At 66.8% G+C, this 13,837-nt stretch carries 11 protein-coding genes; 4 read left to right on the top strand and 7 right to left on the bottom strand.

Going from position 1 to position 13,837, the window contains the following annotated elements; translation table 11 throughout:
* Nucleotides 1–47: 47 nt before the first annotated feature.
* From AAF604_15990 to AAF604_15970, 5 genes are all read right to left on the bottom strand, one after another.
* Entirely contained in the window at nt 48–1,361 is a 1,314-nt protein-coding gene (locus AAF604_15990; protein MEM7051170.1) for a WS/DGAT domain-containing protein, read from the bottom strand.
* Nucleotides 1,362–1,365: 4 nt separating this feature from the next.
* Complete coding sequence (locus AAF604_15985) at nt 1,366–3,102, bottom strand: VRR-NUC domain-containing protein (protein ID MEM7051169.1); 1,737 nt, start codon at nt 3,100–3,102, stop codon at nt 1,366–1,368.
* 69 nt (nt 3,103–3,171) lie between these two features.
* Complete coding sequence (locus AAF604_15980) at nt 3,172–4,590, bottom strand: M64 family metallopeptidase (protein ID MEM7051168.1); 1,419 nt, start codon at nt 4,588–4,590, stop codon at nt 3,172–3,174.
* Nucleotides 4,591–4,664: 74 nt separating this feature from the next.
* Complete coding sequence (locus tag AAF604_15975) at nt 4,665–7,298, bottom strand: hypothetical protein (GenBank protein ID MEM7051167.1); 2,634 nt, start codon at nt 7,296–7,298, stop codon at nt 4,665–4,667.
* On the bottom strand, nt 7,295–7,882 hold the full coding sequence (locus AAF604_15970; protein MEM7051166.1) for a hypothetical protein: 588 nt from the start codon (nt 7,880–7,882) through the stop codon (nt 7,295–7,297). The genes AAF604_15975 and AAF604_15970 overlap by 4 nt, the downstream gene beginning before the upstream one ends.
* A 409-nt stretch (nt 7,883–8,291) precedes the next feature.
* Here AAF604_15970 and htpG point away from each other — a divergent pair, with 409 nt between their 5' ends.
* From htpG to AAF604_15950, 4 genes are all read left to right on the top strand, one after another.
* A complete protein-coding gene (gene htpG / locus AAF604_15965; GenBank protein ID MEM7051165.1) occupies nt 8,292–10,250 on the top strand; it encodes a molecular chaperone HtpG in 1,959 nt (652 codons plus the stop codon).
* 360 nt (nt 10,251–10,610) lie between these two features.
* Nucleotides 10,611–10,841 (top strand): MbtH family protein, encoded by a 231-nt coding sequence (locus tag AAF604_15960; GenBank protein ID MEM7051164.1) that lies wholly within the window; start codon nt 10,611–10,613, stop codon nt 10,839–10,841.
* Between the two features lie 29 nt (nt 10,842–10,870).
* On the top strand, nt 10,871–11,530 hold the full coding sequence (locus tag AAF604_15955; protein ID MEM7051163.1) for a hypothetical protein: 660 nt from the start codon (nt 10,871–10,873) through the stop codon (nt 11,528–11,530).
* Between the two features lie 47 nt (nt 11,531–11,577).
* Nucleotides 11,578–11,913, top strand: a complete 336-nt coding sequence (locus AAF604_15950; protein ID MEM7051162.1) for a hypothetical protein — start codon at nt 11,578–11,580, stop codon at nt 11,911–11,913.
* A 645-nt stretch (nt 11,914–12,558) separates the two neighbouring features.
* Here the strand turns inward: AAF604_15950 and AAF604_15945 are convergent.
* Together AAF604_15945 and AAF604_15940 are read right to left on the bottom strand one after the other, a co-directional pair.
* Complete coding sequence (locus tag AAF604_15945) at nt 12,559–13,020, bottom strand: hypothetical protein (GenBank protein ID MEM7051161.1); 462 nt, start codon at nt 13,018–13,020, stop codon at nt 12,559–12,561.
* 76 nt (nt 13,021–13,096) lie between these two features.
* Nucleotides 13,097–13,828 (bottom strand): 4'-phosphopantetheinyl transferase superfamily protein, encoded by a 732-nt coding sequence (locus AAF604_15940; GenBank protein ID MEM7051160.1) that lies wholly within the window; start codon nt 13,826–13,828, stop codon nt 13,097–13,099.
* Nucleotides 13,829–13,837 lie beyond the last annotated feature (9 nt).

Below are 13,837 nucleotides of genomic sequence, written 5' to 3'. Positions count from 1 at the left end.
TCTACGGTCCGGGGCGACGGTGGGATTTGCGACTTGGAGCGGCCCGGTCAGGGGCTCGGCCGGCCGGCCTCGAGGTCCGCCAACTCGGCCCCGAAAGCGTCCACCAGGGCGTGGGGCTCGGGGAGCAGCTCGACATCGCTGATCACCCCCAGGCGGACGGCGCCGGCGAAGCTCAGGATCGACACGCCGATGCCGATCTTGGCGCGCTGCGGGACCCAGAACATCATTTCGTGAATTCGCCGATCGGCCATCGCCACGGGTTCCTGGGGCCCGGGAACGTTGGTCAACACGCAGGTGCACTTGTTGGCGAAGAAGTCGGCCACGGCTCGGCTGGCGGCCTTCGGCAGGGTCTTGAGGACGACACTCACCGCTCCGAACATCACCAGCGGCTCGACGGAGCGCTTGAGGGCGTCCATCCGGCGCTTGACCTCGGCGACGCGCTCACCGCCGTGGGCGATTCCGGCGGGAAGCTCAAGCAGCACGGTGGCGAAGCGATTCTCCATTTTGGGTGTCGTTCCGGCGGCGCGAATGTTGACCGGTACCGAGGCCCGCAGGCTGGCGACGGGCTCGCCCGAGGCAGTTTCGACATAGCGCCGGAAGGCGCCGGCGATGGCCGCCATCAGGACGTCATTGACGGTGGCGCCGTAGGCATTCTTGAGCTCCTTGATGGCGGTCAAGGGGATCGGCTCGGACCAGGCGACGCGCTTCTCGCCGCTCGGCTGAGGGCCGTGGAGAATGCTGCGGTCGGCGCGCGCGATCATCTTGCGTAGCATCACCAGCGGGCCCAGGAGAGGGGCCTTGAGGGCGAGGGTCGCCTTGCTCGCCCGCGGCTTCGCCACCTTGCCGGTGGGGTCGTCGCGGCGCTTCGGCGCCGCCGGCTCGAGGGGATCCTGAAGCGAGAACAAGATCGGGATCAGCGCCATACCATCGCCCATGCAGTGGTGGATGCGGGTGATGACGGCGCTGCGGCCGTTGTCGAGCTCGGGAATGATCACTAGCTGCCAGAGAGGGCGGTCTCGGGGCAGGGGATCGGCGGCGAGGTGGCCGAGGAACGATTTCAGGCGCTGATCGCTCCAGGGACCCTCCTCCGGAACCTCGAAAATGTGCCGCTCGACGGCGAAGGCGTCGTCTCGCTGCCAGTAGGAGCGCCCGCGGTCTTCGACCACTCGTTGGGTGAAGCGTGGGTAGCGCCGGCCCTGGTCGAGACCGAGCACGCGCTCGGTCCACAGCTCGCGGAGGGTCGGGGCGTCGATGCGATCGAGGGTGTGGATCCCCACGATGTTCATCAGGTTGTGGGGCGAGTCCTGCAGCCACAGGAGATCGGGGCTGGCGATGCGCTGGCGTGCGGGGGACTCGGTCATGGCCTCAAGGCGGTGGCGAAGGGGATTCGCCATCGACTCGATCGTAGCATGCGGCATCGCTCCTCCAGGTGACCCGTAAGAGCTTTGTCGGCAGTCGGTTCCGGTTGAGGAAATCGATCCACCGGCCCTGTTCCGGACGCAGCGTGTCGCCGGGGCCTTTGACCTCGTAGAGGGTGAAGCCGAGGTCGTCAGGATCGGCGGCGGTCACGAAGAGGTCCGGAAGTCCGCGGCCGTAGCGCCGCAGGCCGCCGCTGAGTCGGTCGCAGACGGCGGCGAGCTGGGGGCCGTGGAGGCGCCCGAGGGCGAGCTCGAGGGCCGACTTCAGCTCCTCGTTCCAGGGCACCAGCCGGTTGGCCAAGCCGCGCTTGCGCTCATAGGTGGCGAGCAGCTCGCGGCTCAGGCTGCCGATTTCTCGGTGATGACGAAGATGGTCCAGGCGGGCCTCGATCAAGCCTTCTCGTGGGGGCCGGAAGTCCGGCCTCGTCAGGTCGAGAGGGCCGTACTGGAAGGGGTGCTCGAAGGCGCCGGCGACGGGGGCGAAGACGATGTCCCAGAAGGCCAGTCCGTAGAGGCTGCGCCAGAGCCAATTCTCGGCGAAGAATCCCTGGCGTCCGTGGTTCGCAAAGTGCGCCAGAACGCGCTCCTCGATGGCTCCGTCGTCCGGTTCGCCGCAGGGCAGGGCGAGATCCTGGCTGCACCGGCGCGGCCGTGGCCGGGGCTCCGCCTTCCCCTGGCGCCGCAGCACCAGGTGCGCGAAGCGGTCGGCGAAAGCGATTTCGGTCTCGTCCCGCGGCTCGGCGGTCATGGCGGTGCAGAGGGCGAGGGCCTCGTCGTCTCGACCCAAGCGGTGGTGCAGACGGGCTCGCCGTTCGCGGCCCGGCGGGCGCTTCACCGGCTCGAAGAGGGCGAGGGCGGCATGGCATCGGGAGGCCCGTTCGAGAGCTCGCCCAGCGGCCAGCAGGAGACTGTCGAGGGGGCGTTGACAGAGTTGATGCCATGGGTCGCAGCGAGCCAGCACCGAGCGCCCGACGGCCTCGACGGCGTCGACATCGCCGGCCTCCAGGAGCTCCGCGAGATGTTGCCGGATAGTGTGCAGCTCGAGGGTGTCGTCGAGAGCGACGCGATCCGGAAATCGGCGCAGGTCCGGATCCAGAGAGTAGCTTTCGAAGGTCACCACGCCGAGATCGCGCAGAACGAACTCGGTGAGGTTTTGACCGAAATTGCCGAAGAACAGGAGCTGGTAGAGGTCGACCAGCTCGAGATCGAGGGGTCGAACCACTTCGAAGTCGCCGAGGACCAGACTCAGGGATGCGGGCGATGCCTCGTCCAGCAGGCGCTGGCGCAGATCGGCCTTGCTTTCGCCGGAGACGCGCTGGTGCGGCAGGAGCTGGCGGGCGAGGTCGGTGAGCTCGGCCTTGAGGAGGAGACCGATCCGAGGGGCGAAGTCATCCGGGTCGCCGCGGTCGCCGAGGTGTGCCGCCTCGAGGTCTTCGAGGGCGGCGTCGAGGCGAGGGATTTCCGGATAGGCCAGCCGATCGCGCCGGAACACCGGTCCGCGGCGCGAGGCCAACCGCACATAGAGCCGCTGGGCGCCCTCGGACAGGCCGAGGAAGCGCTCGCGTAGGGAGTGTTCCTCGGCGGTCAGCAGGTCGCCATAGCGCTGCTCGACTTGGTCGAGCAGGGTGATGAAGTTGGCGACGTAGTAGCCCTCCGGGAGAGGGCGCTGGGGAGCAGGTTCCATTGCCGCCATGTTACCGCAGGGCGGCGTGAGTAAGGCGGTAACCGCGCTCCCTGGAACTGACCCGATCCGCTACTCGGCGTAGAGGGCGATCACCTTTTCGATGGCGCTCGAGCACACCGGGCAGAAGCCGCGCGGGTTGCGCGTGAACATGATGCAGTCGGCGGCCGGTCGGTAGAGGCCCTTCGCCTGGTAGCCGGCACCCTCGAAGGCGCCGACGGCCCCGTAGTGGGATTCACTCTGCAACAGCGGCGCGGTGACCGCCTTGACCTCGGCGAAGAGCGCTTCCATCTGCTCCTCGCCGGCGCCGGCGGCGCGCAGCGCCTGACGTTTGGCCTGGTACTCGAGGGAGGCCTCGTCATAGCGCTCCTGATTCCAGGGCGTCGGCAACGGAACGTCCGGCGTGGCGAGATCCTTCCACTTCAGGTCGTCCGGATCGAGCAGCGCGGTGATGTTGGGCTCCCAGGGCTCGGCGGAGCCGCTGATCGAGTCTTCGTAGGACACCTGCGAGGTGTAGTACTCGTCCCCCAGGCCGGCGAAGGAGTGGCCGAACTCGTGCACCACCAGGTAGGGCGCCTGATTGCTGCCGGCGGCCGCCGTGGTCCACAGGTTGTAGATTCCGCCGCCGCCGTACTTGCGGTTGTTGGCGAGCAAGATGAGGGCGTCATAGGGCGCCAGGGCGGCGATCTCGCGCAGCTCGCGGTTGGCGTAGGTGAGCACATAGCGCTCGGAGTCGAAGGCGTTGTAGGACAGGCCGAGAGGAGTATTGCGCCAGCCCTGGTGGCCGGGCTCACGGGGATCGGCGATGCCCGAGTCATGGGACGCGACGTCGATGGCGCGAACGTTGAAGTCGCTGCGGTGGTGGGAGAAGGGCTCGGTTTCGAACAGGTAGGCGGTGAGACGCTCGACGTCGCGACGGAATTTCTCGAGCTCGCCCGCCTGGTAACCGTCGCCGAGGATCAGCAGGTCCACCTTGGTGGCGGCGGGTCCGTTTTCGAACACCACCCAGGGCTTGCCGGCGGGGGCCAGGGGCGAGCGGTCGACGAAGCGGCCGGCGGGATCGATGCGGCGACTGAAGATCTCGCGAAAGGCGCCGTCGGCGGCGCGCTTTTTGAGCACTAGCTGGGCGGGCCGGCGAGGCTCCGGAAAGCGCTGGCTCTCGTGGAAGGTGCGCCAATGGCTGCGCGCTTCGGCGGTGGTCTCCCATTCCCCGTAGATGCTGGCGAAGCCGCGCGAATAGAGGACCCGGTGGGTGGTCGGGTCGACCACCTCGAACAGGTACTTGCCGAGGTTGGTGTCGTCGATCAAGCGAGTGCGACTCCCCGGCCAGGGGCCTTCGAGGCGCAGGGTATCGAGGGCGATGTGCTCCTCGCCGGCGGTGCCCGCGTGGTGATAGTCGAAGCGCAGGGTGCGCTCCGTGAAGTGCTGGTCGAAGTCCGCCAGGGCGGGCACGGCGAGGGCGAGGCCGAGAAAGAGGCTGGTGACGCGCATGGCACCGATGTTACCTCGCGGGGGCGGCCCTCCCGGGGCGGGCATCGCCACCCCGGGGAGCGATCGCCGGCGCTTCAGGGCTTGAAGCGCCGGGTGCGGTAGAAGAGGTCGAAGTCCTCACCGCCGCTCAAGGGGAAGACCTCGTAGACGGTCTCGCCGCGGTGGACGAAGCGCCGCGAAAGATCGGTCGCGCCGGGATCGCTGGCGCCCTCACCGGGCGAAACCCCGACCAGGGCATCCCGTCGGGCGGTGGCGTCCCAGGTCATGTCGATGCGGCCGCTGCGCTTCAGGCGGACCGTGAAGTAGTTGGGATTGCGCGATCCGAACTCCGGCACGCTGAGGAAGTGAATCGCCAGGGAGCGGTTGTTGCGCTCAGCGAGGACCATGCCGCGGCTGGCATCGAGGTCGTCCCAGAGCACCGCGATGCGGGGTGGTCCCGCGAGTAGCTGGTCGACCGCCTCGGAGCGCCGCGAGCTACCTTCGCCGAAGGTCAGGTTGCCGTTCGAGTTGACGAACACGCGATCCCAGAGGCGACCGGCGAAGGGAAACTCGAAGGTCGCCAGCTCGACCTCTGCCGAGGTGTCGTCGCCGGCGGCGACGAGCTCGCCGCGATAGCTGTTGACGAGGAGGGTGTAGCGCCCGCCCTCGCGGCCATCGCCGGAGAAATCGATGTCGTCGGCGCAGGTGACGGCGAGCACCAGCTCGCGGTCGCTGTCGAGGGAGAACAACAGACGCGACAGGTCGCCGTTGCCGCCGTCTTCGTCGCTCATCAGGAGTTCACCGCTGATGCCGTCGAAAACCCCGATCAGGGTGTCGACATTGCTGCGCACCACTTCGATGGCGACGGTCTCACCGGCGCGAGCCCTGAAGCGGAAAAAGTCGACGTCGTCGCCGGCCGGGGAAATCTCGGACAGGTGCTGGTCGGTGGAAAAGGGCGGCGCGATCCAAACCGCCCGGTCGAAGCGATCGTTCGGCTCGAAGGCGTCCCGCGGGCGCAGGAAGCGCGGCAGGAACTTCAACCGGCTGCCGGCAAGGTCGTTGTCGCCGGCCTCGAAGCTCTCGAAGTCGGCGGCCTCCTGGCGCAGGTGATTGAGGTTGAGGCCGCCGTGGCGCCGCAGGTCTGTCTCGCGCTCGAAGCCGGAGGTCTGGTCGCCGCCGCAGGACAGGCCGGCGATGCCGCCGGTGACGTCGAGGTCGCCGTAGTCGATGCGCACGAAGCCGAAAAAGCGGTCCACGAAGACCTCGAAGCTGTTGCCGCCGCCGTCTTCTTCGGCGTCGGACCGGGGCACCTGCGAGAAGCGCACGGCGAGGCCGTAGGGATCGACCTCGAAGGCGATCTCGCCGCCGGCCGAGGGATCGAGATCACTCCATAGGGGCGCGATCCTCGGCGGGCCGGAGAGCAGCTCGCGCGGGGTCGGCGAACGGTCCGTATCGCCGGCCTCGAAGGTCAGCGAGCCATTGGCATTGATCCACAAGCTGTCGTATCGCCGGCCGCAGAAAGGCACCGTAAAGGGCAAGAAGATCTGCAGTGCCTGGTCGTTGGACAGCGTCACCGGGCCCTCGGGGCCGGCATTGAAGGCGATGTCGATGCCGCTGATGGGTTGACCGGCGAGGGGCGTCAGGGCGACTCGATCGAGGGGCGCGTCGAGGTCGCCATCGGTCGACTCGTCGCTGCCGTTGTAGAACTCCTCCGGGCCGGGCAGGGGATTGAACGGCGGCGTGCTGAAGGTGCCGGCGATCAGGCCGTCCGTGAACACCGCGTAATCGGCCCCGGCGGTGAGACCGGCGAGGGTGTAGCTGCCGACGAAGGGGTCCGCCGGGGCGAAGTCGTCGGTGGTGGCGCTCGAGATGGCCGACACGGCATCGAGGAAGGGATCTGCCAGGTTGCGGGCGATGACGTTGACGCCGGTCAGCGGGGTGGTGCCGTTGGGGCCCAAGATGGTGCCACCAATGGTGCCCGTGGTGGCGCTGAAGTCGGGCGCTGGATAGAGCGTCGAGAGGGCCGCAATGTCGTCCCGGTGGGGTGTCGAGGTGCCGGCGACGGGGCCGAAGTAGAGCGGGTACATGGTCTCGATGGTGCCACCGAGGGGAGGAACCGGAAAAGTGTCGTCGGGGAACGGCCCGCTGGTGTCGCCGAAGACGAGCTGGCCGTTGACATTGCTGTGGGCGAGGTTCTGGAAGTGCCCGAGCTCGTGGACCATGATGTCGAGGGCGACGGTGGCGTCGGTCAGCGCCGGCCCGTTGAGGAACAAGGCGGCCTCTTCGATCTCGCAGCGCAGCGGATCCAGCCACTCGGCCCCGGCGAAGCCGAACATGCCAGAATTTTCTCCGAACAGCTCGACGAAGATTTCGCCGGTGTCGTCGAAGGCGATCGGGTTGAGGCCGTCCGGCGCCGCCGTGTTCAAGAACTGGGCGAAGTTGTCGACGGTGATGTCGACCGGCATGCGACCGGGGGCGGCGAAGGTGGTGGTCGCCGAGGGCAGATCGGTCCAGCGCTGCTGGGCGGTGAGAAAGAGGTCGGTGGCGTCGTCGTTGCTCAGGCCGGCGAGGGGCCCGAGGTCGAGGTCGAAGGGAATGGCCCGGCCGCCGTCGGGCCAGCGGTGGGGTTCGCCGGGACGACAGTTGACCAGCGGACCGCCGGCGAAGGCCGGCAGGGCGAGAAGGGTGCCGAGAGCGAGGATCGTCAGGCCGCGGCTGGAACGGCTCATGGCGAGACCGCTCCCTGAATGCGCTGGCGCAGCTCGTCGTAGGACACCGGGCCGCCGCTCCAGCCGGCCGGAGGCGAGGTCATGCGGTCGAAGAGGCCGGCGTTGCCGACCTCGTTGAGGGCGGTGGCGCCGGTGGCGGGACCGGTCACCGAGAAGCAACCCTGGCCGAGGCCGACGGTGGTGGAGAGGCCGGAGGCGCTGGGACGGGTGGTGAGCAGGAGGTACTCGCTGCCGACCTCGAGACGGGGCAGGAAGTCGAGCAAGGAGTGACGCCGGGAGTTGCTGGTAGCGGCCGAGGTCACCATCCGGATCTCGGCGAAGAGCTGACCGTTCTCGGCCTCGAAGGAGCCCTTGAAGGTCTCGGAGACGTGCAGGCGATAGGTCACCGTCGGAATCTCGCCGCCGCCCACGGCGGCGCTGCCACGGTGGGCTTCGACGACGGTACCGCGAAAGACCCGATCGGCACTGGAGCACATCTCATCGAGGTTGAGCTTTTGAACCAAGGCCGCCCCGGCAGGTGCGGCTCCCCAGGCGGCGGAGAGGCTCAGGAACACGAGTAGCGGACGAAACTTCAAAGCAAACATTCATCGTCTCCTTCGGCATGAAAGACCAAGAGCAACGCACTGTGAGTGAATCGAAGCGACGACCTGCAGGCGACCGTTCAGGTCACTCGAGGGAGGGAGGAGGCAACCGCGATTCGAGTTGTTGGACCGCAAACATGTATATGCGTTTCAGCTGAGGGACGGGGACAGAAAGGCGGTAATTCTGTGCTCATAGGAATAGAAGAATTGAGCGGTGGCGATGGCCTGATCGATGCGCTTCTCGGAGCCGGCGAGAGAATCGGTTAAAATAGATCGAGTTCGAAGTTTTCAGGTGAGGATCTGAACGGAAATCCCGACAAACCACGGTGAGGACCGGCTGGCGCCCCGGGTGCCCGTCCGGAACCCCGAAGAAGTCCATCGGTCGCCTCCTCGAGGCGCCCAGGAGAATGGCGTGAGCGAGCAAGCCCAGACCTTCGAGTTTCAAGCCGAGACGCAGCAGCTTCTCAACTTGATGATCCACTCCCTGTACACCAACAAGGAGATCTTCCTCCGCGAGTTGGTGTCCAACGCCTCCGACGCCCTCGACCGATTGCGCTTCGAGGCCCTGACCCGCCCCGAGCTGATCGGCGACGACGAGCTGGAGATCCGCCTCGAGCCGGATGCCGACGCCCGCACCCTGACCATTCACGACAACGGCATCGGGATGAATCGCGACGAGGTGATCGCCAACATCGGCACCATCGCCAAGTCCGGGACTCGTGAGCTGATGGAGAAGGTGCGGGCGGGCGAGTCGGAAGCTCAGCTCGCCGAGCTCATCGGGCAGTTCGGTGTCGGCTTCTACTCCTCCTTCATGGTGGCCGACCGGGTCGTGCTGGTCACCCGTCGGGCGGGGGAGAGTGGGGCGACGCGCTGGGAGTCCTCGGGGGATGGTCGCTACGACCTCGCCGAGGCCAGCCGTGACAGCCACGGCACCTCCATCACCCTCCACCTCAAGGCCGCCGATGGCGAGGACGGCATCGATGACTTCACCCAGGAATGGCCGCTGCGCCAGGTGGTCAAGCGCTACTCCGACTTCGTCACCTACCCGGTTCGTCTGAAGGTCGAGCGCGAGAAGCCGAAGCTCGACGACGAGGGCAATCCGGTCGAAGGCGGTGACACCGAATCGGTGGTCGAAGACCTCACCCTCAACTCGATGAAGCCGATTTGGACGCGCTCCGAGTCAGAGGTCGAGGGCGACGAGCTGAAGGAGTTCTACCGCCACATCTCGCACGACTGGAACGACCCCATGCAGCCCATCTGGCTGAAGGCGGAAGGGCGTTTCGAGTACCAGGCCCTGCTGTTCATCCCGGGCTCGGCGCCCTACGACCTCTACTACATGGCCTTCAAGGCGGGGTTGCAGCTCTACGTCCGCCGGGTCCTGATCATGGAGCACTGCGAGGACCTTCTGCCGCGCTACCTGCGCTTTCTCAAGGGCGTGGTGGAGGCTTCCGATCTGCCCCTCAACGTCTCCCGCGAGCTGCTGCAGCAGAACCGCCAGATGGCGGCTATCCGCAAGGGGCTGGTGCGCAAAGTCCTCGACACGCTGCGCAAGATGAAACAGGACGAGGGGGAGCGTTACCTCGAATTCTGGGGCGAGTTCGGCCGCGCCCTCAAGGAAGGGGTGGGCGAGGAGCAGGACTACCGCGACCGCGTCATCGAGCTCCTGCTCTTCGAGAGCTCCCACGGCGAGGAGCTGACCTCCTTGGCCGACTACGTGGGCCGCATGGGTGAGGACCAGAACGAGATCTACTACCTCACCGGCGAGTCGCGCGAGGCGGTTGCCGCGTCACCCCATCTCGAGGCCTTCCGCGACAAGGAGATCGAGGTTCTCTATCTGGTCGATCCGGTCGATGAGCTGATGGTGCAGTCGCTCCACGAGTACGAAGGCAAGGCCTTGAAGTCGGTCGGCAAGGGCACCGTGGACTTGACTGCGGAAGAGGACAAGGAAGCCAAGAAGAAGGAGATGGAGGAGCTCGAGGAGAGCTTCTCGCCGCTCCTCGAGGCCCTCCAGAAGTCCCTCGACGAGACGGTCAAGCAGGTGCGCCTCTCGGGGCGCCTGACGACCTCGCCGGCTTGCCTGGTCGGGGCCGAGCACGACTACAGCCCGCAGCTCGAGAAGCTGCTGCAGAAGGGCAAGGGAGGAGGCGCCAAGCAGCGCCGGATCCTCGAGCTCAACCCCGAGCACGACATCGTCCGAAGCCTGCTGGATCGCCACCAGGCCGATGCCGAAGACGGCGCCGTTGGCGACTATGCGGAGCTGCTGCTCGGCTATGCGACCCTGGCGGAGGGATCCGAGCTGACCAACCCGGTGCGCTTCAACAGCCTGGTCGTCGAGCTGTTGTCTCGCGGCTTGGCCGCCGAGGGCGGCTGAGCCGCACCTCGAGGGTTGCCGAGGCCGCCGTTCGACCCCGCTGCGGGCGGGCCATTGAGTTCGTCGGTGGCTCGCGACTGCCCCGCCTCGCCGGCCGATCATCGGCGCGCCTCGCGCTTCGAGGAAGGGCTCGTCATCGTTCTGAGGCGAGCGGGAAGAGCCTTCGCTGCCGTGGTGAAGGCTGCGAGTGTTCAGTGCCAGGTGGGGAAGGAGAACGTCGCGGTGAAGACCAAACTCGCGCTGTCGATTTGTCCCGCTTTGGCAGAGGTTTGCACTGTATAGATGATATTCTATGTTTAGCAGGCCTTCCTTGAAGGCTTGCGACATCAAAACAGCGGAACTCAATCGGGAGATCTCGACGTGACTTGGGACGAGACAGACGACAATACGACCTACACCGTGGTGGTCAATCATGAGGAGCAGTACTCCATTTGGCCGGTCGATCGCGACATGCCTCTGGGCTGGAAGGCGGTCGGTAAGGAAGGTACCAAGCAGGAGTGCCTCGACTACATCGAAGAGGTCTGGACCGACATGCGTCCGCTGAGCCTGCGCAAGAAGATGGAAGAAGCCCAGCAAGAGAGCGCCGGCTGAGTCGTATCGCGGCGCCATCGGCCTGGCTGTTGGCCGATAGCCGGGGCCTCTTCGCGACCTCCGGACAACCGCCTTCGCCGCTCCTCGAGCGCCTGCGCCAGCAGGCCACCGAAGCGGTGCAGGCGGTGTACCTGGGGGCGTCGAATGGTCACGATCCGGCGGCCCGGGAGATTTTCGAGGCGGCCATGGCGGGGGTCGGAGTCGAGCGCCGAGAGGCGATCCCGCGGTATCCCGAGGAGCGACATCTTCGGGCCCTTGCCCGAGCCGAGATCATCGTGCTGGCGGGAGGCGATCCCGCCGTTGGTTGGCGCGGCTTCGAGGCGGCAATGCTGCTACCGCTGCTCGAAGAGCGCTATCGCGCCGGCGCGACGCTGATCGGTATTTCCGCTGGAGCGGTCCAGATGGGCCTGGGCTTCGAGGACGGTGATGAGGTCCGTCGCGGCCTCCGGTGGGCCCCCTTCTGGGTGGCCGTCCACGCCGAAGGGGAGGACTGGCAAGGCCTTCGCCGTCAGGTGGCGGCGGATTCTCTGGGCCGGCCCGGGTTGGCGGTCCCCGGCGGAGCACAGGTGCAATTCGGCGCCGGCGGCCGAGTTCTGAACGGCGGTCCCAAGGTCGGCCGCCTGCTGGGCGAAGACTTCGAATGGTGGGTCCCGTCGCCGGTGGCGATGGGCCTCGAGGCAAACCGATAGGAACGACCCGGTTCGGAAGCCCGGCTGGGTCGGCTGAGGAGAACCAGATGGCTGAAATGGGAAAGTACTGCAAGGCCTATCTCGCCAAAGACTTGCGCGCCTTCGCGTCGTGGAGCGAGAAGACCGACCAGCTGATGCGCGAAAAGAAGGTGGTCGATGGCCAGGAGGTCGAGGTCGAGCGCGACAGCCTCGACGACGAGGACATCCTCTACCTGCAGGAGAACTACACCGTCACCGACGGCATCTTCATCGACGAGCACATCATCTTCGATGACATCACCGACGAGTGGAAAGACTTCTGCCACGACAAGCTGCAGTTCGAGATCCCGGTCTACGAGCCGATCGAGATCAAGCCAGCGGAGGCCGACTCGGCGAGCGCCTGAGGTCCGCCTCCATCTGCATCAAAGGCCGGCCGCCGGGAACAACCCGGTGCGCCGGCCTTGTCCGTTTGGCGTCGAGGATGGGGTGAGTCCGCAGAACCTGTGCGTGTGTCCTGCAGCGCATCTCAACAATCAACCGGTTGCCGCGCGCCGCGAGGTGCTATCCAGCACCGCGCTTCCGAGCCCGATCAGGGCGAGGCGGCGCCCTTGGCGCCGAGGATGGGGGTGCCTGGCCGGCCGCGAGGCGCACAACATGTGCGTGCTGGCGGGCCGCGCAGACCCGAGGGGGCGCCCAGCAGGTTGTTGAAAATTGCTTCCGGGCGCGGCGGCGCCCTTGGCGCATGGGGTGAGTCCGCAGAACCTGTGCGTGTGTCCTGCAGCGCATCTCAACAATCAACCGGTTGCCGCGCTTCCGAGCCCTATCAGGGCGAGGCGGCGCCCTTGGCGCCGGGGATGGGGTGAGGCCGCAGGACCTGTGCGTGTGTCCTGATCAGCGCACGCCAACAATCAATCGGTTGCAGCACGCAGCGAGGTGCTAGTCAGCACCGCGCGTCCGAGCCCGATCAGGGCGAGGCGGCGCCCTTGGCGCCGGGGAGGGGGGTGAGGCCGCACGACCTGTGCGTGCGGCCGAGGGGGGCGCCTAGCCCCCTATGGATAATCGTCGAGCTCTTGGAAGGGCAGTCCGCAGGGATAGAAGATGTTGAAAACCGGCTGCTCGATGACCTCCGCGAAGCGCAAGAAGCGGGGCCCCCAGAGCTCGAGATTGGACTTGCCGGCCTCGATCGCCTGGTAGTCGGCGAGGGAGATGCCGAGAGCTTCGGCGAGGGCTTCGGGGGTCTTTTGACGCACCTTGCGCTGCGCTGTCACCAGCTCCCCGAGCTGACCGTTGCGGGCATCTGCGGCCCGGCCGCTGGCAGCGATCAGGCGGGAGGTCGGAGCATCGAGCTGGATGGCGAGCTGGGCGAGGAGAGGGCCCGCTGCCTCGGCCTCGGTCGTGCCGCCCTCGAGGGCCTGGTACTCACCCGGCGCAAGGTCGAGATGGCGGGCCATGACATCGGCCTCGATGGACTTCTTTTCCCGCTCTTTCTTGAGCACGTCTCCGAGCTTCATCTGACCGCTCCTTTGTCGAATCGCATGAAAATTCCATTGATCTTAAAAATAGATGTCAAGGAATATATTATCGCGCTCAGCCCGCCCATTGCCAGCCCCGCAGGCGCCAGCGGCGCCCCGGGACGGCGAGGGCGCCGAGGTAGCCTTCGCCGGGCTCGAGATGGAAGAGGGACCAGCCGCGGGCGATCTCCGGGTCGCCGTCGAGGGCCAGGAAGCGCGGTTCGTCCAGCGAGACGTCGAAGCGGTCGAGGGGGAGCGACAGGCCGTCGCCGGTGGCCTTGACGTAGGCCTCCTTGCGGGTCCAACAGCGGAAGAAGGCGCGGTCCTTGGAGCTGCCGGCGGCGACGGCCCGCAAAGCGACCCGTTCGCTGCGCGAGAAGAAGCGCTCGGCGAGGTCTTCGGCGTCCGGCATCGGTCGCAGCCGTTCCAGGTCGACACCCACCTCGGGACCCTGGAGGACGGCGATCAGAGCCAGCTCGTGGGAGTTGCTGAGATTGAAGCTCAAGGTGCCGGAATCTTCGGCGGCGGGTTTGTCTTTCGGACCATAGGAAAAGCGTATATCTCGCGGGGCGCGGTCCAGGTATTGGCCGAGGAGGCGTCGCAGGACGCCGCGACCGACGGTGAAGCGTCGCCGGTGACGATCGAAGTGGAAGCGATCGGCGCGCTGCCGCTCATCCTGCGAGAGGAGATCACGGCAGGCAGCCACTTTCTCCGCCGGTGGGTCGAGGGGAACCCGCCAGAGGTGGATCTCGTCGGCCGCGGGCGGAGTCATGGCCGGGGCGGGGGAGAACTGCGCCAGGTCGGTCACTGCGGAATC

It is taken from the genome of Acidobacteriota bacterium, assembly GCA_039028635.1.
In the GTDB taxonomy this organism is placed as follows: Bacteria; Acidobacteriota; Thermoanaerobaculia; order Multivoradales; family JBCCEF01; genus JBCCEF01.
This window is presented reverse-complemented; position numbering and strand designations above follow the sequence as displayed.